The following is an 18,266-nucleotide window of genomic DNA, read 5'->3' as shown; positions in this document are numbered from 1 at the left end:
CAATAAATTGTTAACCCGTTTTCATCTGTTTGTTTACGAATAACATATAAACATCCGTTTTTTGTTACGATTTATAACAAATTCATTGCCGAGAGAGAACAAAACCTTTTAAACATGCTATAATCGATAACAATCCTATTTCTCATTCGATTTCAGAGGTTCATGGAATATAAAAAAAGGAGGCGCTCTGCGTTGGAACAGCCTGCTGTCGATCAAACCGATCAAGAAATTATAAAAATGCTGCTCGAAAACGGCAGAATGTCTTATTCAAAAATCGGAGAACTGTTGAAATTGTCCCGCGTTGCCATTCAAAAACGGGTAGAGGCTTTGGTGGAGGCTGGAATTATCGAAAATTTCACGATCCGTGTCAATGCGACGAAGCTCGGTCAATCGGTGCCTGTTTTTTTTGAGGTGGAGGTGGAGCCTCGTTATGCAGAGGCGGTAGGCAATGCTCTGGCGGAGGATCCAAATGTGGTCAGCATTTATCAGATGACAGGCCCCAGCACGCTTCATATGCACGCCCTGCTCAAAGACGAGCCGGATCTGGAGCGGTTTTTGTACAAAAAAATATATGCCCTGGAGGGCGTAGTACGTGTGGAAACGCATTTGACAATCCGGAGATTCAAGCAGGGTACCGGACTTGAGCTGTGAGTCACAGCCAAGCCTGGACGATTCCGCAAGGAAAAGCTATTGAGCGGGATGCTCCCTCTCCTTGATGTAGGAGGACGGGGGCAGCCCTATTTTCCGTTTGAATACCTTGTGAAAATAAGAAGGATCGCAGTAGCCCAAATATTCGGCGATGTCCGCAACCGTCATCCGGGAATGCTGAAGCAGGTAGATAGCACGCCGGATTCTCTCCGCATGAATATAATCTCCGATCGTCTGCCCGGTCATTTCCCGAAACAGCACCGCAGCATAGTTCGGACTTTTGTCGATAACGGTGCCCAGCTCCTCCTTCGTCACGCGTTCCCTGTAATGATTCTGCACATACTGCTTCATCTGCTCCGCATGCCGGTGCTTCACGTCGGACCGGTGCCCCTCGTCGATTTCCCGGTTCCAGTGGGTCAGCGACTCCAGCAGCAGCGCCTGACACATCGCTTCGCGGTACGGAAGCCGTTCGTTCCACTGATCGAACATCGTCTTGAACCGCTGCTGAAGCAGCTCGAACCGCTCGGTCTTCCATTGCCTTGGCTGAAGCTCTTCCAGAATGGGCAGCAGCGCCGGTTCCCCCGCAGTCCCTTCCGCATAGCTGAAGGTAACAACGTATTTAGCATGCGTTACCGTCGGAATCGATTTGCCGTAATAGGCGGCTTGCTGAGGAAGAAACAGCAGATCGCCTTTGTCGAGCATCTTTTTCTCCCCTTCCACCCAATACAAGCATTTGCCGTAAGTCATCAGGATGATAGAGTGCAGATGAACGCCGCGCTCTCCCTCATCGAACCAATGGACGCCCGTATCTTGAACTACCGAGTGAACCTGCAGCATAACAAACCCCCGTCCCGTATCAATTATGTACTATTATACATTTATCGTACTATAGTTCATAGCGCGATTCGACATTTTTCCCTACAATGAGGTCAACAGCAGCTAACTAAGGAGTGAAATTGACCAATGTTACGTAAAACGAAAATTATGTGTACCATGGGCCCGGCCTGTGATTCCGTAGAAACTCTTAAAGAATTAATCCGCTCCGGCATGAACGCCGCGAGATTGAACCTGGCCCATGGCGACCTGGACGAACATAAAGGAAGAATCGACCGCGTGCGTCAAGCAGCCGGCGAGCTGGGCGCCACCGTGTCCATTCTGCTCGATATTAAAGGCCCGGAAATCCGGACAGGCGTCCTGCAGGAGCCTTCTTACCATTTGCAAACGAACGAGACGATCACCTTGACGACGGAGCAGATTCAAGGTACAGCTAGCCGGGTGTCCGTTTCCTATGACGGCTTGACCCGCGACGTAGCAGTCGGTTCCCGCATTCTGATCGACGACGGTCTCATCGAGCTGAAAGTCGAAGCGATCGAAGGCACGGAAATTCACTGCCGCATCCTCAACGGCGGCGTCATCAAATCGCGCAAAGGCGTTAACTTGCCGGGCGTCCGTACCTCTCTGCCGGGCGTAACCGAGCGCGACGTTATGCACATCCAGTTCGGCATCGAGCAGGGCATCGACATTATTGCCGCCTCCTTCGTCCGCAAAGCGAGCGATATTATTGAAATCCGCCGCCTGCTGGAGGAAAATAACGCTTCGCACATTCAAATCATTTCCAAGATCGAGAACCAGGAAGGCGTCGACAATCTCGATGAAATTCTGGAAGCTTCCGACGGTCTGATGGTAGCGCGCGGGGATCTCGGCGTCGAAATTCCGGTCGAGGAAGTGCCGATCATTCAGAAGCAGATGATTCAAAAAGGCAACGCCGTAGGCAAGCCGGTCATTACGGCTACGCATATGCTCGATTCCATGCAGTACAATCCGCGCCCTACCCGCGCCGAAGCGAGCGACGTGGCCAATGCGGTGTATGACGGCACCGATGTGCTGATGCTCTCCGGCGAGACGGCTGCAGGGAAATATCCGATCGAAGCCGTTCGCACGATGTCGGCCATCGCAGCGAATATCGAGGCTTCTCTGAATTATGATGAAATTTTTCAGAAGAAGACCGCGATTCACAAAACGAACATCACCGAAGTGATCAGCCAAGCGGCGGTCAGCTCTTCGCTTAACTTGGATGCCAAAGCGATCATTACGCCGACGGAAAGCGGATTTAGCGCCAGAATGGTTGCCAAATACCGCCCGAAAGCGCCGATTATCGCCGTCACGGCAGATGAACGGGTGCAGCGCCGTCTCAGCCTGTTCTGGGGCGTCATTCCGGTAAATCGAGCCGAAGGTCGTTTCGACCGACGCCATGTTTGCCTCCGCGCTGGAATCGGGGCAAAAATCCGGTCTGCTGGAAACCGGCGACCTGGTTGTCGTGAGTGCGGGCGTACCGGTCGGCCAATCCGGCTCGACGAATTTGATCAAGATTCAGCACGTATAATCCGAACGGTAAAGCATAGAAATAACAAAATAAAGCAGCAGGGTCTCCGCTCTTGGACTCTGCTGCTTTTTCATCTTTCATTATAAGAGAATGCGCATCGCCGCAACCTGCTCCCCGTCCGCAAGCCGATGATGGATTTGCCGCCGAAGCCATGTATAATGAGAATACCCGCTCCTCCGGGATGGAGAAGGCCGGGGACGAAGGAACGACAAGAAGGAGGCATCCACCCGCATGAATACCTACGGGAGTCTATATGAAGAGCAGACCGCCCGCGCGCTGAAGCATTGGGAGAAGGAGCTGCTCAAGCCGCCCGGCTTTTTGGAGAAGACGTCCAAGGCCGTGTCCAACCGCATCAATCAAGTGATTCCCGATAAAGTGCACCAGACGATTACGGCGGCAGTCAAAGGCATCGTGCAGACAGCCCTGTTCAGTATAGAATATATGCCCAAAAATCCGCCGCTGACCGGCTTAACGCTCGCCATGCGGACCAGCAAAGCCGAGGAGCTGCTCGCCTTTTATAAAAAGCTGGCCGCCGCCGAAGGGGCCGGAACGGGAGCCGGGGGCATTCTGCTCGGTCTGGCGGATTTCCCGATACTGATCGGGATCAAAATGAAGTTCTTGTTCGAGCTCGCGCATCTCTACGGCCATTCCACCCGCGATTACCGCGAGAGACTGTTCGTACTGCATGTGTTCCAGCTCGCCTTCTCCAGCCAGAACAAAAAGCCGCCTCTGTTCGAGACGATCCGCCGCTGGCCGGAAACGGCACGATCCCTGCCGCCGGCCGAGTCGTATGTAAAGCATATCGATTGGCAGCTACTCCAGCAGGAATACCGCGATACGATCGATTTCCGCAAAATGCTTCAGCTTGTGCCCGGCATCGGCGCAGTCGTGGGCGCATGGGCGAACTACGGGCTGCTGGAGGAGCTCGGCCGTGTCGGCATGAACTGCTACCGGCTCCGCTGGCTGGAGGAATCCGCACGCGAGCTGCCTGCCAGCGACCGCCCGAATGAAAGCCAGCCTGACCCGAATCCCGGTCAGCGGCCGCGCAAGGAGTAAGAAAGGTTATGAAAATCAGCAAAAATAACGGTGAGCACTATATATGGGGAGAAGCGTGCGACGGCTGGCATCTGGTGAAGAACCGGGATCTGAGCGTCATTCATGAAAGAATGCCTCCCGGAACGAGCGAAATCCGGCATTACCATGTACAGGCCAGGCAGTTTTTTTTCGTGCTGAACGGCACGGCTGAGCTGGAGCTGAACGGCGAGACGTTCCGCCTTCAGAGCCACGAGGGAATTGAGGTCGGGCCCGGCTTACCGCATCAGATGAAAAATACGTCGGAAGCCGATGTGGAGTTTCTCGTCATTTCCCACCCGCAAACGCGCGGAGACCGGATCGCCGCCGATGAATAAGGCGGTTTCGTTTAATACGGCCGTTCCGCCTCCTGCCTGAGACGTTCGAGCCCTTGGATCATCTGTCCTTTGGTGAGCCCGAGCCGCTTTCTGGCGAGGCCGGATGCGGCCGGTTCCATCCAGGCGAAGCCGTCGCCGGCATAGCGCGGGAATACGTGCATATGATAATGGCGCAGGTCGTTGAACCGGCCCCCGTTCTGAATAACCGTAATTCCGTCGGGGCGGTATAATGCTTTTAGCACGCCCGACAGCCGTATGGAGGCGTCCATCACGGCAAGCGCCGTATCCCGGTCCAGCTCATCCACATCCAGGGCGTGGCTTTTCGGCAAAATCAGCGTATGCCCCTCCGATAACGGTTCGATATCCAGCAGACAAGTGATCCGTTCGTCCTCATAAACAATATGCGCCGGCTCTATGCCTAGGGCTAACCGGCAGCCCAAGCAGGCATGGGGGTGAACCGCCATTTTCCATCCTCCTCACTCGCTTGCCTTTTTATCCATCATACCATAGACCAGTGCAGGGATGCGCCTGCTGTAAGACTCACGGCATGCTGCGTAACATTTTGTTAAGATGGAGGTCCGAACCTTGAGAAGCGAACAAGAAATGATGAGTATGCTGATAGGCTTTGCCGAGAATGACAGCAGAATCCGACTGGTCACCCTGGAAGGATCCAGAACGAATAAACATATTCCCCGTGATCCCTTCCAGGATTTTGATATTTCATACTTTGTGACAGATATGAATTCCTTCAAAGAGAATGATGACTGGCTCCATATTTTCGGTAAACGCGCGATGATGCAAAAGCCCGAAGCTATGGAGCTTTTTCCGCCGGAGCTGGGCAATTGGTTTTCATATATTATTCTTTTTGAGGACGGCAATAAATTGGATCTCACGCTGATTCCGATGGACGAGGTGCAAAGTTACTTCGCCCAGAGCGACGGACTGGTGAAAGTTTTGCTCGATAAGGATACGCTGGTCACCACGGAAATCGTTGCAACTGACCGTAATTACTGGATTCAAAAACCGACTGCGAGACAATTTGACGATTGCTGCAATGAATTCTGGAATGTTTCAACCTATGTAGTGAAAGGATTGGCGCGGAATGAAATTCTTTTTGCCATTGACCATTTGAACGGCATTGCACGGCCCAATTTGTTGAGAATGATGACCTGGCAGATCGGATCGGAGCGAGGGTATACGTTCAGCGTGGGAAAAAACTATAAATTTATTAATCATTACCTTCCAAAGAAAGATTGGGAAGCATTGCTCTCGACCTTTGCCCAGCATGGCTGTCAAGAAATGTGGCAATCGTTGTTTACATGCTATGAGTTATTTAGAAAATATGCGAAAACGGTGGCAGGAAATCTCGAATATGTGTACCCGGATTACGATGAAGCTGTCACCAGGTATACTGCCAGCATTTATAGCTCGTTAAAGTAATTATGTAAATGAATCGTCCTCTTGTTACGAACTTCCTTCCGCCGTCTCGGTCGAAGCCCGAGAAGTCCCCTCTCTCAGGCTTCAATCCCAGACGCAAAGCTCCTCATCCTTACTTTAAAGGAGCTGTTCGCTTGTACCGCAGAACATCGGCCGGCCTACTCGTAAGTGGGCCATGTTTCCAGCGTATAGGCCATCTCCCAGAACAGGTACTCGTAGTGACTGCTGATGATAAAATGCTGCTTCATCCGCGCCAAATCCGCCTGCGACAGCCCCTCGGCCAAAGCGTCCAGCCGGTCGATCTGCTCCCGGACCAGCTCGCCGAACCATTCGCCGCCGTAAGCGGCAATCCACTCGCGGTAGATCGGTTCATCCGGCGCCGAGCCTTGAAGCCGCTGCCCGATTTCATAATACAGCCAGTAGCACGGCAAAATCGCAGCGATAATATCGCCCAGGTGGCCGTTATAGGCTGCACGCAGCATATGCGACGTATAGGCGTAGGCTGTCGGGGAAGGCTGGAACGCCGCGCGCTCCTCCGCCGTAATGCCCATTTGCTTCATGAAGGTTTCATGCAGCGACAGCTCTGCGTTGAAGGTTCCCTGCGCATGAACGGTCATCCGGTTCGAAACAGCCAGACTGTCCGCTTTGGCCGCGCCCAGCGACTGCACCCGCGCGAATTGGGACAAGTAATAGGCGTCATTCAATAAGTAATGGCGGAAGCTGGACAAAGGCAGCGTTCCCTTGGCAACGCCGTTTACGAATGGATGCTCGAAGCTCGCATTCCAGCTGGCATCTACAGCCTGCCGCAGCTCTTGTGAAAATTTCATCGTCATCAGTCTCTCTCCCTTATTGATTTACTTTATACCGGACATCTCCTATATGGAAATAAGGAAAATGCAGCCCCACATACAGCGCTATGCCCAGCGCCAAAGCCAAATAAGCCAACAAATACACATCTCCGGCCGAGAAGCCGATCCGGTAATAATAGGTTCTCTCCTTTGCGGCAGAGAACCGTTTGGCCTCCATCGCCACCGCGATGCGCTGCGCACGGCGGATGCTTTGCGCAAGCAGCGGTACCGCATACTGCCGCAGCGTGTCATACACTCCGCGGAAGCCGGCCTTCCGCTCGACGCCCCGCACCTTCAAAGCCATGCCGAGCGTGCGGAATTCCCCGACCATGATCGGCATCAGCCGCAGCGCCGCCATAAAGCTGTAAGCATATTTAGACGGCAGCTTGGCCTGCTGCATAAGCGAATAAAACAGCGCTACAGGCTGCGTGGTGAGAGCGAACGCCAAGCCCATCAAAGCCATATTGACGGTCTTCAGCCCGATATGCAGCCCTCGGAAAAAGCTTTCTTCACTTATATGAATGAGACCCCATTGAAACCAGGACGTGTCGCCTTTACCGAACAGCATCATCGAAACGGACGAGGAGACGAACAGCAGCCCGAACGGAAGCATCATAATGCCCAGGCGGCGCAGCGGCTGACCTGAACAGCAGAGCAGCAAAAGCAGCTGCGCAGCGGTCAAGTTAACCAGCACGTTAATGTTGTCCGTCAGCAGGATGATAAAGAACAGCACGAGGGAAGCCAGCAGCTTCAGGCTTGGGTTGACCCGGTGCAGCCATGTTTCCTTGCCGGTCCATAGGTTAAGCAATGCATTTCACTTCCCTTTATATACAAAATTCCTTTCGGACGCGCGCCGGTCACCGCATTGGCAAAGGCAGGCCGCGCCCGCTTCGCGCAGAAAATCAGGCTTTCCGCCGGCATAAGCCAGCCGCAAGCCAACCGGCAAGCCGACCAGGCAGCCCCAGACCCCGGGTCTGCCCGATACTGCGCCGCGCTAATGAACCAAAGACGCCTGCGTCTCCTTGAGCGCTTGTTTGTCGTCCGCCGCCTCCAAGGCACGGAGATACTGCGAAGGCTCCGTGTCCGCTGTCAGCCGTCCCCGTTCGATATGCCATACGCGCGTCGCGAAATAGCGGACAATGTCCATATCATGCGTGACCATGATCAGTGTAGTTCCCTGCTTGCGCCAATGCTCCAGACGCTCCAGGATGGCGAAAGTGTTGGCCGCATCCTGGCCGAAGGTCGGCTCATCCAGCAGTATGAGCCGCTGATTTTTCGTCATCGCCGTCGCTACGCTAAGCCTTCTTTTCTGGCCGAGCGAAAGCTGGTACGGGTGCTGCCGCTGCTGCTCCTTCAGGCCAAACTCGGCCAATATCTCTTGAACCTTCTGCTCCGTCTCCTGCTCGGGGCGCCGCTCCTTGCGGAAGCCGAACGCGATTTCGTCGAATACGGAGTTCGTAACGAACTGCATCTCGGGATTCTGAAACACATAAGCAACCTCGTGAATCACGTCCTTGAAGCCGCGGACTTTTTTGCCTGACAGCTCATAGCCCTCAACGGAAGCAGGGATCAGCTGCATCAGCGATTGGAGCAGCGTGCTTTTGCCTGCCCCGTTCTCCCCTGTTACGGCGATCCATTCGCCTGCATTTGCCTGCAGCGAACCTGCTTTTATTTTGGGCTCTCGTCCGTGATAGCCGGTCAGCTCCTGAAGCGCCAGCAAAGGTTCGCCGCTTCCGGCGATGCCGCTCACAGGTTCAGCTTGCGCCGCATCCCCGCGCAGCCCTTGGTAAGCCGCGCTTGCCACATAATCCTGCCATACGCCGGGATACCAGATGCCGAAAGCCTGCAGCTGCTCCTTGTAGCTCGCGAACACCTGCTGCGGATCGCCGTCCGCCAGAATCGTCCCGTCATGCTGGAACAGCACGACCCGGTCCACCCAATCGATGACTTCATCGATTTTGTGCTCCACAATCAGCGTCGTTTTATCGCCGCTGACCGCTTTGATCGTCTCCCACACCTGGCTCGTGCCTTCAGGGTCGAGCAAGGCCGTCGGCTCATCCAGAAACAGCACCTCCGGCTCCAGCGCGAGCACCGAAGCAATCGCCAGGCGCTGCTTCATCCCTTGAGACATCGATTGAATCGGAACATGCGGATCTTCCAGGTGCAGGCCCACCTGCGTCAAGCCCGCCTGAATCCGGGGCGGCATCGCCTCCCGGGGAACCCCGAGATTTTCCAGCACGAAGGCCATCTCCTCATCGGCGTAAGGCATGCAGAACTGCGTATCCGGGTCCTGGAATACATAGCCCCAGGAATCCGGAATTTCAATGCTGTCGTACCGGACCGGCACATCGATGGCCCGCGGAATGAGTCCCGACAGCACCTGCAGCAGCGTTGATTTCCCGCAGCCGCTGGGGCCGAGCAGCAGCACCTTCTGTCCGGGCTCGACGGCCAGCGCCAGCTCGTCGAATAAGAGCGACGGGCTGCCGGCAAACTTCAAACGCAGCCCGTCGACCGATGTCCGGGCTCCCATCAGCGTTTGCGCTCCAGCGCGTCAAAGTCGGCGCGGCTCGCGGGACGAACCAGCTGCGTCACGCCTGTCGCTTCCAGCGCCTTCACGAGCCAGTAAGCGCACAAACCGGTGAAGAAGATCGAACCGGCCAAGCGGAAGACGAAGTATAGAATCAGGTTCCATGATTGCAAATCCAGCAAATACCCTTTAAAGCCGTCGAAGACAAGCGAACCGGCTGCCGATGCCAAGCCCGCCAGGCATGCGGTGGAAGCGGAGAAGCTGCGGTAGCGGAACAGCGCGAAGACGAGCTCTGCGCACAAGCCTTGAACGATACCGTACGTCAATGATTCAACGCCGTACTGCGAGCCAGCAATGAGCTCACCGGATGCGGCTGCCACCTCGGCGAGCAGCGCTACGCCCGGCTTGCGGATCAATAGCGCCGCCACGGTGGCCGCAATGAACCATACGCCGTAGACGAGCTGGTTCAGCTGCAGGCCGGCCAGCTTCACCAGATTGGAGACATCGCCCCACAGACGGTAAATAATACCGAACACGATCGCGATTACGACGGTAACCAGAATATCGGACAGCTTCAAACCTTTGGACATGTTTCCCACTCCTTTGTGTTGTATGGGGATGCGGTACTGAACCTCTTACCCGGGATTAACGCGAAAAGACCACTTCCATAATTAGGAAGTGGTCTGCATGTATGTAGGAACACACGCTTCTAACGTTCTCCACTTCCCTACGCTGGTGCAAACCAGATCAGGTTCAGAGGGTCTAGGATCTATTGATCCAATCTCAGCCCTATTCAGGCTCCCCTAGTGACATACTCATATTAACACGTTTGCAATAAATGTCAATGCACAAACGGCAGGCTGCGTCTTACAAATATTGCTCGACAAACCGCATCATCGCTTCTTCATGAAAAGGCAGCGCTTCATGTCCGTAATCCGGATAAAGCTTCAGCTCCTTCTCCCCCGCCAGATGATGGTATGCCGCGAAGCAGGTCGAAGGCGGGCAGGTCGTATCCTGAAGGGTGATGGCCATCAAGGTTCTCGCCTTGACCCTTGCCGCCATATTCATCCCGTCGAAATAGCTGAGCGTCCGGTAGGCCTGCTCCTCTTGCCGGTGTGCGGGATCAAACCTGCGGAACCAGTTCTTAATTTCGACGTACGGCCCTGTACTGTGCTGCTCCACCGCCCGGCGGAAGTGGCACAAATATGGATAGACCGGCATGGACAGCTTCGGACGGGAGTCCAGTCCGGCCACTGCCAGCGCCAGCCCTCCGCCTTGGCTCCCGCCATATACGGCAATACGGCTGGTGTCCGTTTCTTCCCGTGAGCATACAAAATCCACTGCGCGGATACAGTCGAGATAGACTTGTTTATAGTAGTAAGTCTCCGGGTCCAGCAGGCCGAGCGTCATCCATCCCGGCGATCCCCCCTGCGGATACTGCGCAAAGTCGGGCGATACGCCGCCCTGTCCCCTCACATCGACGGCGAACGCAGCCAGTCCCATGGATGCCCAGTGCAGCAGATCGTGCGGCCTCCCCCGGTCACCGCTATACCCGTGGTATTTCACGATCACCGGCAGGGAGCCTGGAGCGTGCTCGCCTTGCGGCGTGACATACCAGCCGTGAATCGGCGTTCCGTCGCTGCCGTGGTACACCACATCGTAAATAAGGATGCTTTTCAACGGGTGGTCTTCGACCAGCTTGACCGTCGCATGAAGGGGGACTTTATTCACAGCGGCTTTGGCACGCTCCCAGAAGGCATCAAAATCCGGCTCTGCCGTGAGTTCCGGCACATACTGCTCAAGCTGGGATAGCGGATAATCAACGTTTGGCATCGTCTTGTCTCTCCTCTGAATTCATTTTTTTGTCAATCCAAAATGGAATATTATGGTTTATCTGTGAAGTGTGATGTGTTACTATGTACATGTATGCGTTGTCATGGTTTTTTTTGGAAATAAATAACAAGATTTTATCTTCAAAGGGGCGTGTATTGATGGAAGAACTCATCCAGACAAAGAAAGTTCTCCTCCTCGTGACCACAGAGCTGATTTCCAGTTGTTCCTATTGCACCATGGTCTCCACTGACCCGCAAAGCAAAACCCCTATTCATTGTACCAAGTTTTCCGGCTCGTGCAATCCTATTCTGGTTAATGTATCGACCTGTTTATCCTGCGGAGAGTACAAATCCGAATCTCAAGAAAAGACGGAAGAAACGAAGGAAACGAAAACCGCATAAACGCCTTTCCGCTTCCTCTCGCCCCCCAGCTCTCTTCGCCGCAGCCGGCAGAGGAGAGCTCTTTTTTCTTGCGTTAAACCGGGTTCTATGTCAAGATAATCGGTAGACCCACATTATGAAAGAATAGGTGAATCGACCGTTATGACCAAATCGTTTTTTCGCTTGTTAACGGAGCTCTCTTCCCGCAAGTCGATCTCCCGTTTGACCGGCGCTTTTGCAAAATCCCGAGCAAGCCGCAGCCTCATCCCGCGCTTTGCCAAAATATACGGTATCCGGATGGAGGATGCCGAGAAAAGCTGGACAGAGTACGCCTCGTTAAACGATTTCTTCACACGGCGTCTGAAGAAGGGGCTGCGCCCCATCGATCTAGCCCCCAAGCTTATCGTAAGTCCCGTGGATGCGGCCATTACAGGAATGGGGCCGATCAGCGAAGGGCTCATTTTGAACGTTAAAGGTCAGGATTATACGGTCGAGGAGCTGTTGAATCACTCCCCGCGCACCGTCAATTATAAGAACGGATTTTATTTTGTGCTCTACCTGAGCCCTACCGATTATCACCGGATTCATACGCCTGTCGAGGGGACGATTATTGAGAAGGAGCATGTCCCCGGCAGAGTTTATCCTGTCAACGAATTCGGCCTTCGCCATATGCGCAGGGTGCTGAGCCGCAATGAACGGCTTATTACCTACATGCAGCACGAGGGCGGCGAGCTTGCCGTCGTGAAAGTCGGTGCGATGAATGTCAGCAGCATCCAGTATGTATCGCCTTTGCCGAAGAAGCCCTCGCGCGGTGATGAGCTGGCTTATTTCGAGTTCGGTTCGACCGTCGTTCTATTAATGGAAACCGATACCTTTGAAAGCCGCAGCGATCTTCAGGTCGGCAGCAAAGTAAAGATGGGAGAAGCCCTGGGCATTATTAAAGAGTCGTAAAACCGTACGGCCTACAGAAGAGGAGAAAGTACATCATGCAAGCTCAAGCCGGAACGGCAGCCTTGAAGTCAGCGAAGTACAATTCCGTGCCCGATGCGCGGCCGACTGTGTTTCGTATTTTGCTGGCCATCAGTATTGTTCATCTGTTCAACGATTCCATCCAGGCCATTATCCCGGCCATCCTTCCGATTTTGAAAGACACGATGAGCTTGAGCTATATGCAATCGGGAATGATCGTGTTTGCTTTAAATATGACGGCTTCGGTCATGCAGCCGGCCGTCGGCTTGTATTCGGACCGCAAGCCTTCACCTTATATGCTGCCTCTAGGTATGGCGCTGACCTGCCTGGGGGTATTCGGTCTGGCCTTCTCGCCTAATTATTGGTTCATTCTGCTGTCCGTCCTGTTCATCGGCTTCGGCTCCGCGATCTTCCATCCGGAAGGCTCGCGCGTGGCCTACATGGCCGGCGGCTCGCGCCGCGGACTGGCCCAGTCGATTTTTCAGGTTGGCGGCAATGCCGGCCAATCGCTGGCTTCGATCATGACGGCCTTGATCTTTGTGCCGCTCGGGCAAAAAGGCGCCGTCTGGTTTACCGTCGTCGCCGTATTGGGCATCGGCGTCCAGATGTTCATCGCGCGCTGGTACGGCGGCTATATGACAGCCCATCCCCGTCCTGCGAAATCTGCGGCAGTACGCCGGATGAGCCCGCACCGGAAGAAGCACGTCGCCTTTGCCATCATTCTGCTTATTTTTCTCGTATTCGCCAGATCGTGGTACCATTCGGGCGTTTCCATCTACTATCCGTTCTATCTGATGGAGAAATTCGGTATTACGCTGGAGCACGCCCAGCTGTATATCTTTTTGTTCGCTGCCGCCGGTGCGATCGGCACTTTTCTCGGCGGACCGCTCGCGGACAAGTTCGGACGGCGGAACGTGATCTTTTTCTCCATGCTGGGCTCCGCGCCGTTGGCGCTGGTGCTGCCCTACGCCAACGCCTTTTGGGCTTATGTGATCCTGCTGATCAACGGACTGATCATTTTATCCAGCTTCTCGGTCACGGTCGTCTATGCACAGGAGCTGATTCCCGGTAAAGTCGGTACCGTCTCGGGTCTCATCACCGGCATGGCCTTCGGGCTCGGCGCCCTCGGAGCCGTGGCTCTGGGCGGCCTGATCGACCGCTTCCACCTGCCGATCGTCATGCAGATGGTCAGCTTCCTGCCGCTGCTCGGCCTGTTGACATTCCTGCTGCCTTCCGACCGCACCTTGAAGGAATGGACAGCTGAAGCGGAAGGCCAGGAGTATAGCATCGGACAGCCACAGCCTTTTCAGGTAAACATGCCGCATCCTAAGCTCTGAAAATGAAAAGCGGCCGAGCGCTCCCTTCTACGCAGGTTGCGGCGCTTGTCTGACCCGCAGCCGTTTAGGAAGTCCAATATTATCGAAACAAAACATAAACCCTCCAAGCCGAGCAAACGGTTTGGAGGGTTTGTCGTTTTGTTGTTTTGTTGTTTTATCGGTTTGCAGCAGACGGCAGCGAAACCCGTAGGCGTTGAGAGTCCTTTGCCCTGCGGTTACTCCGCATCAAAAAACACGACAGGATAGGAGAGCTGCGCCGGATTGCCCTGCCTGTCCTGCAATCCCGATACCGAAACCTCAAACCGGTCCCCATCGGCATAATAGGGAAGGTGTCCCGGGCGAAACACAATGCAGTAAGGAATCCCGTAGCTGCTGGTATCCACATTGAAGTAATCTTCGCCCTGCCGGAGCTCAAGATCCTGCCGGTTCAGCGTCCATTCGGTCTGATCGTTGATACGGACCAGCTTAACGGTCACTTGCTCCGTATCCGGCTTGTTGAATTGCTCCGGGTTCAAGGAGATCGAACCAAGGATCATTGCCTAGGAAATAGTCGGTCGGGAAATATCCTTTCCCCGGCCAGGTTACCGTCTCATACGCTACCTTCGTATCCCGGCTTTTATCCAGAACCTGCATCGGAGAGTACAATGTTTTATACCCGCCGGCTTCCCGGCCTGCGGCCAGGCCGAACCCGATTTCTTTTAACGGTGGATTAAGAATCCAGCGCCGGTGACCGACTACGGCAATGTTGTCATCATCCTCATCCCGCATATAGGCATGAACCGTTCGGGCCAGAAAGCCGTCGGTTTTGACGCCCTTTGCCGTACCGAACATTTTGTATATGTTGCTCGTACTTGTAGAAGCGTAGCCCTGCTTATAGAAATCATCCGGCATATCCGCCGGCTTGCCAGGCGTATGGGACAGCCGCCCCCAATCCGCCAGCAGAACCGCGCCATACTGCGCTTGCTCGTTCAGACGGCCGCTCTGGATCAAATCATCCGGCAAGCCGGACAAATACCGCATGAAATTCGCCATCTTGACGCCGTCCTCGATGAAGCCTTCGCTCAGCTTCCCCTGCTTTTGCGGGCTGTTAATCGCAGGCCGTTCGACGAACGCATCGCCGGTATAGCTTGGTCGGGCCTCCCTCATCCGCTTGCTGATTTGAGTCTTCGTCCTGCCATACAGCGGCTCGTCATGCTGAATTTCGACCGTTTGGGAGGATGCGTCCCACGATACGAACATGCCAAGCGATTCGCTGACAAACCGTGCGGGCACCATCGGCGTGTTGTTCATAAGCCGGAGAGCGGATGCTTTCGGCCCTGTCTGCAGACCGGCAATCGATGCTTGCTGTGCATTCAGCTGCAAGGTAATAGACCGGTCTTTCCTGCGCCCGACCAGAGTACCCGTGCTTTCATCCCACTCCGCTTCGGCTCCAAGCGCCTGGAATAAGCCTTTCATCGGTACGAGAACCGTATCGTTCATGAAGACCGGGGATGGGGTCATCCCTTGCGGAATGCCGTCAACGGTAACCGTCAGCCCTTCCTCAGCAGCCGTAACGTTCTGGGACAGCATACCGGAACATAGAATCAACAGCAGGAAGCCTGTCCATTTGCTCAAACACATCCCTCCTCTACAGCTTCTTGTTCCCATTTCGACGCACCAGGCCCGTTTCCTTCCTAAATTAAGGATTTTCCGTATCGATTCCCTAATTTTCCCGGACCGTCAATAAACCAAGCCGCTCCGCCTCATCCTTCATCCAGACGACACCCAGCTGCATTTCTTCCTCCGCCAAATAAGGAAAATGAAAATAAGCGCCATGACGCACGGCAGCTTGGAGCGCATGGCCAGGGACGGAAACCTCTGACCAGCGAACCCCTCTGTCGGCACATGCCCTGCACCAGCTTCGGTACATTTCGGCTTCTCCCCGCCACCATCCGAAAATATGCAGGCCGGCATCTCCTTCGACCCAATCGAACAGCCCGCCCAAATACGTCTTCAGCAGCTCCTGCAGCATATAAAATTTGCGGCCGTAAATCCGCTTCATTCTTCGCAAATGCCGTTCATACCGGCCGCTTTGCATCCATGCCGCCATCGTTCGCTGCTCCAGCAGATTCGCAGGCTGCGGCTCATATAAAGCCTTCGCCGCCGCAAACGGCCCGGCAAGAGCGGATGGAAGAACCGCATATCCGATGCGGACGTGGGGCGGCAGCGTTTTGGAGAAGCTGCCTATATAAATTACCCGCTCTTCCCGGTTCAGCACCTTCAACGGTTCAAGCGATTTGCCCCGATGACGGAATTCGCTGTCATAGTCATCTTCAATAAGAACCGCATCGTTCTCGTAAGCCCAGCGCAGCAGCTGCTGCCTCCTGTCCATCGGCAGGACCGCCCCCGTCGGAAACTGGCGGTTCGGCGTCACGAATAACAGCCTTGCGTTCCATTCCGCAGGAATAATGCCCTGGGCATCCACGTCGCCAGGAATACAATGGCCCCCGACGGATTGCACCGCTTTGCGGATTCCCCTATAACCGGGGTTCTCGACAATCACCCGGTTCCCGCTGTTAATCAGCAGCTGTACGGATAAGGCGATAGCCTGCATAGAGCCGTTAAAAATAGCCACCTGCTCCGGCGGTACGGCAATGCCTCTCATGCGGCGCAAATACTGCGCAATGCAGGAACGCAGTCCTTCGTCCCCCAGAGGAGATACAGGCACGTGCTTTGAGCGGTCGCTGCCGCACAATATTCTCGCCTGCGCATGCAGACAGCGGTGCCATTCCTCCGCCGGAAACCACTCAAGGTTCGACGAGGCAAGGACACGAAAATCCACCGTCCACCGCTTCGCTTCCTCGGCCGTTTCCAGCAGCGGATTCGGCAGCCCAAGCAAGCCTTCTCCCCAATCCGATAAGGTGTAGGAAGCCTCCCGCTTCAGCTCTGCCGCCTTGTTCTGCGGGGCCTGATAAGAGACGAACGTGCCTCGTCCGGTCTGGCATTCCAAATATCCCTCGGAGGCCAGCATGTCATACACCTGGTTGACGGTTCCTCTCGAAATGCCGTACATCTCCGCCAATGCGCGGCTGGAAGGCAGCCGGGTTCCGGCCGGGACGATCTGATCGACAACCGCATTCCGCAGCGCATGGTAAAGCGCAAGAAGCTTCGTCGGATAAATTTCCGTGTAGCTGTGGTATTGCAGCTGAAAATGCATGGCTCCTCCTCCTTGCCTTCCCTCTCCTTATCTCCATTATAAATTGGTCCAATAAAATTAATCTAAATTGGTTCTTTTTCTATGTCAATAGATAAGGTAAGCTTGATTTCAAATCACCCGCTTAACGGCAGAGGAGGAAGCTCGAGATGAGAAGAAAAGAATTCGAAGTGATGGACCCGCAGGAGCTGGAGGCGTTTCTCCGGGAAATGAGCTTCGGCTTTCTCGGTACAACCGGAGAGGACGGCTGGCCCCGCCTGACTCCGCTTAATTTTGTTTATACCGGCGAATGCCTTTATTTTCACGGCAGTAAAATCGGTGAGAAAATGACTCAGCTGAAAGCCCATCCGAAAGTAACTTTCGCCGTGGCGAAGGAATACTCGATCATTCCTTCTTATTTTACCGACCCGAAATTGGCCTGTCCGGCGACCGCCTTTTTCAAATCGGTTTTGATCAAGGGCTATGCCGAGCCGGTCACCGAGCTGGAAGAAAAAGCTGCCGCGCTGGCTGCTTTCATGCAGAAGCTTCAGCCTGAGGGCGGCTATGCTCCGATTGATCCCGCCGATGCCGAGTACGCGGGACAGCTGAAAGCAACTGTGGTTGTCCGCATCACCCCTCACGAAATTTCGGCCAAATACAAGTTTGGTCAAAATATGAAAAGCTCCGCGTTCGAACGGATTACTTCCGGCTTGCAGGAGCGCCAGGGCGAGCTCGACGAAGAAACAATCGCGCTGATGAAGGCCTACTGTCCGCATCATCGGGAGTAAATGCCAAATAAGGCGCTTCATCCGGCTGCTGTGACAAGCAGCGGTGAACCGCCTTTTATATATAGAAGAGAAGCAGCAGCCCTTACAGTGTGCTGTACGTATACGGGATATGCTCCATCCGATCTTCGTTCAAGGTGATCGGCAGCTCTACCAGGACAATCGTGCCGATTCCTTCCGCGCTCTCGATATGAATATGGCCATGGTGGTGTTTAATAATTTGAAATGTCACCATCAAGCCGAGGCCGATCCCTTTCTCCTTGGTCGTATAAAACGGCTCACCGAGCTTCGGAATCCGGTCCTTGGCAACGCCGCAGCCCGAATCCTTGAACCGGACCGCAACCTGTTCTCCCCTTAAGCTGACCTGAATCTGCAGCCGTCCTCCGTCTTCCATCGATTCGATCGAATTTTTAACGATATTAATAAACGCCTGCTTCAGCTGGTTTTCGGCGCATGTAATGAACGGGATATCGCCTTCTATATCCACCTCGATTTCCACATTGCTCATATTCGCCTGCGCATGAAGCAGCTTGACTAC

The 18,266-nt window shown here is 54.4% G+C and carries 18 protein-coding genes, 1 pseudogene and 1 riboswitch; of the genes and pseudogenes, 8 read left to right on the top strand and 11 right to left on the bottom strand.

What is annotated here, in order from left to right; all coding sequences use genetic code 11:
* The first annotated feature begins 192 nt into the window (after positions 1-192).
* A complete protein-coding gene (locus ACHHV8_RS05310; RefSeq protein ID WP_395157347.1) occupies positions 193-651 on the top strand; it encodes an Lrp/AsnC family transcriptional regulator in 459 nt (152 codons plus the stop codon).
* Positions 652-687: 36 nt separating this feature from the next.
* Here ACHHV8_RS05310 and ACHHV8_RS05305 read toward each other — a convergent pair whose 3' ends face one another.
* Complete coding sequence (locus tag ACHHV8_RS05305) at positions 688-1,485, bottom strand: helix-turn-helix transcriptional regulator (protein ID WP_395157346.1); 798 nt, start codon at positions 1,483-1,485, stop codon at positions 688-690.
* A 126-nt stretch (positions 1,486-1,611) separates the two neighbouring features.
* On the opposite strand from ACHHV8_RS05305, the pseudogene pyk reads away from it, so the two are divergent.
* The 3 genes and pseudogenes from pyk (at position 1,612) to ACHHV8_RS05290 (ending at position 4,440) form a co-directional block, all read left to right on the top strand.
* Positions 1,612-3,031, top strand: a pseudogene (gene pyk, locus ACHHV8_RS05300) (pyruvate kinase).
* Between the two features lie 231 nt (positions 3,032-3,262).
* Positions 3,263-4,087 carry an EcsC family protein gene (locus ACHHV8_RS05295; RefSeq protein ID WP_395157345.1) on the top strand — a complete coding sequence of 275 codons (825 nt, stop codon included), beginning with the start codon at positions 3,263-3,265 and terminating at the stop codon, positions 4,085-4,087.
* Between the two features lie 8 nt (positions 4,088-4,095).
* Positions 4,096-4,440 (top strand): cupin domain-containing protein, encoded by a 345-nt coding sequence (locus tag ACHHV8_RS05290; RefSeq protein WP_395157344.1) that lies wholly within the window; start codon positions 4,096-4,098, stop codon positions 4,438-4,440.
* Positions 4,441-4,451: 11 nt separating this feature from the next.
* On the opposite strand, the gene ACHHV8_RS05285 is transcribed toward ACHHV8_RS05290, so the two are convergent.
* Positions 4,452-4,904 carry an HIT family protein gene (locus ACHHV8_RS05285; RefSeq protein ID WP_395157343.1) on the bottom strand — a complete coding sequence of 151 codons (453 nt, stop codon included), beginning with the start codon at positions 4,902-4,904 and terminating at the stop codon, positions 4,452-4,454.
* Between the two features lie 121 nt (positions 4,905-5,025).
* Here ACHHV8_RS05285 and ant(6) point away from each other — a divergent pair, with 121 nt between their 5' ends.
* Positions 5,026-5,880, top strand: coding sequence for an aminoglycoside 6-adenylyltransferase (ant(6), locus tag ACHHV8_RS05280; protein WP_395157342.1), 855 nt, complete (start codon positions 5,026-5,028; stop codon positions 5,878-5,880).
* A gap of 155 nt (positions 5,881-6,035) precedes the next feature.
* On the opposite strand, the gene tenA is transcribed toward ant(6), so the two are convergent.
* The 5 genes from tenA to ACHHV8_RS05255 all read right to left on the bottom strand — a co-directional run bounded on the left by tenA (position 6,036) and on the right by ACHHV8_RS05255 (position 11,085).
* Complete coding sequence (gene tenA / locus ACHHV8_RS05275; protein ID WP_395163426.1) at positions 6,036-6,704, bottom strand: thiaminase II; 669 nt, start codon at positions 6,702-6,704, stop codon at positions 6,036-6,038.
* Between the two features lie 19 nt (positions 6,705-6,723).
* Positions 6,724-7,533, bottom strand: coding sequence for an energy-coupling factor transporter transmembrane component T family protein (locus tag ACHHV8_RS05270; RefSeq protein ID WP_395157341.1), 810 nt, complete (start codon positions 7,531-7,533; stop codon positions 6,724-6,726).
* 186 nt (positions 7,534-7,719) lie between these two features.
* On the bottom strand, positions 7,720-9,255 hold the full coding sequence (locus ACHHV8_RS05265; protein WP_395157340.1) for an ABC transporter ATP-binding protein: 1,536 nt from the start codon (positions 9,253-9,255) through the stop codon (positions 7,720-7,722).
* The gene (locus tag ACHHV8_RS05260) at positions 9,255-9,842 is read right to left on the bottom strand and encodes an ECF transporter S component (protein ID WP_395157339.1); all 588 of its coding nucleotides are present in this window, start codon (positions 9,840-9,842) and stop codon (positions 9,255-9,257) included. The genes ACHHV8_RS05265 and ACHHV8_RS05260 overlap by 1 nt, the downstream gene beginning before the upstream one ends.
* A gap of 117 nt (positions 9,843-9,959) precedes the next feature.
* Positions 9,960-10,067: riboswitch (TPP riboswitch) on the bottom strand.
* Between the two features lie 52 nt (positions 10,068-10,119).
* Complete coding sequence (locus tag ACHHV8_RS05255) at positions 10,120-11,085, bottom strand: acetylxylan esterase (protein WP_395157338.1); 966 nt, start codon at positions 11,083-11,085, stop codon at positions 10,120-10,122.
* 542 nt (positions 11,086-11,627) lie between these two features.
* Between ACHHV8_RS05255 and asd the strand changes: the two genes are divergently transcribed.
* Positions 11,628-12,416: an archaetidylserine decarboxylase gene (asd, locus tag ACHHV8_RS05250; RefSeq protein WP_395157337.1), complete on the top strand. Its 789-nt coding sequence runs from the start codon at positions 11,628-11,630 to the stop codon at positions 12,414-12,416.
* A 35-nt stretch (positions 12,417-12,451) separates the two neighbouring features.
* A complete protein-coding gene (locus ACHHV8_RS05245) occupies positions 12,452-13,771 on the top strand; it encodes an MFS transporter (RefSeq protein WP_395157336.1) in 1,320 nt (439 codons plus the stop codon).
* Positions 13,772-13,986: 215 nt separating this feature from the next.
* Here ACHHV8_RS05245 and ACHHV8_RS05240 read toward each other — a convergent pair whose 3' ends face one another.
* The 3 genes from ACHHV8_RS05240 to pdxR form a co-directional block, all read right to left on the bottom strand.
* Positions 13,987-14,247: a hypothetical protein gene (locus tag ACHHV8_RS05240; RefSeq protein ID WP_395157335.1), complete on the bottom strand. Its 261-nt coding sequence runs from the start codon at positions 14,245-14,247 to the stop codon at positions 13,987-13,989.
* Positions 14,237-15,385 (bottom strand): stalk domain-containing protein, encoded by a 1,149-nt coding sequence (locus ACHHV8_RS05235; RefSeq protein WP_395157334.1) that lies wholly within the window; start codon positions 15,383-15,385, stop codon positions 14,237-14,239. Before ACHHV8_RS05235 ends, ACHHV8_RS05240 begins: the two co-directional genes overlap by 11 nt.
* Before the next feature lie 88 nt (positions 15,386-15,473).
* Positions 15,474-16,967: a MocR-like pyridoxine biosynthesis transcription factor PdxR gene (pdxR, locus tag ACHHV8_RS05230; RefSeq protein ID WP_395157333.1), complete on the bottom strand. Its 1,494-nt coding sequence runs from the start codon at positions 16,965-16,967 to the stop codon at positions 15,474-15,476.
* A gap of 146 nt (positions 16,968-17,113) precedes the next feature.
* Between pdxR and ACHHV8_RS05225 the strand changes: the two genes are divergently transcribed.
* Positions 17,114-17,731, top strand: a complete 618-nt coding sequence (locus ACHHV8_RS05225; RefSeq protein ID WP_395157332.1) for a pyridoxamine 5'-phosphate oxidase family protein — start codon at positions 17,114-17,116, stop codon at positions 17,729-17,731.
* 82 nt (positions 17,732-17,813) lie between these two features.
* Here ACHHV8_RS05225 and ACHHV8_RS05220 read toward each other — a convergent pair whose 3' ends face one another.
* Positions 17,814-18,236, bottom strand: a complete 423-nt coding sequence (locus ACHHV8_RS05220) for an ATP-binding protein (RefSeq protein ID WP_395157331.1) — start codon at positions 18,234-18,236, stop codon at positions 17,814-17,816.
* Between the last annotated feature and the right edge of the window lie 30 nt (positions 18,237-18,266).

The sequence above is a fragment of the Paenibacillus sp. TAB_01 genome (assembly GCF_043945595.1).
Classification (GTDB): domain Bacteria; phylum Bacillota; class Bacilli; order Paenibacillales; family NBRC-103111; genus Paenibacillus_S.
This window is presented reverse-complemented; position numbering and strand designations above follow the sequence as displayed.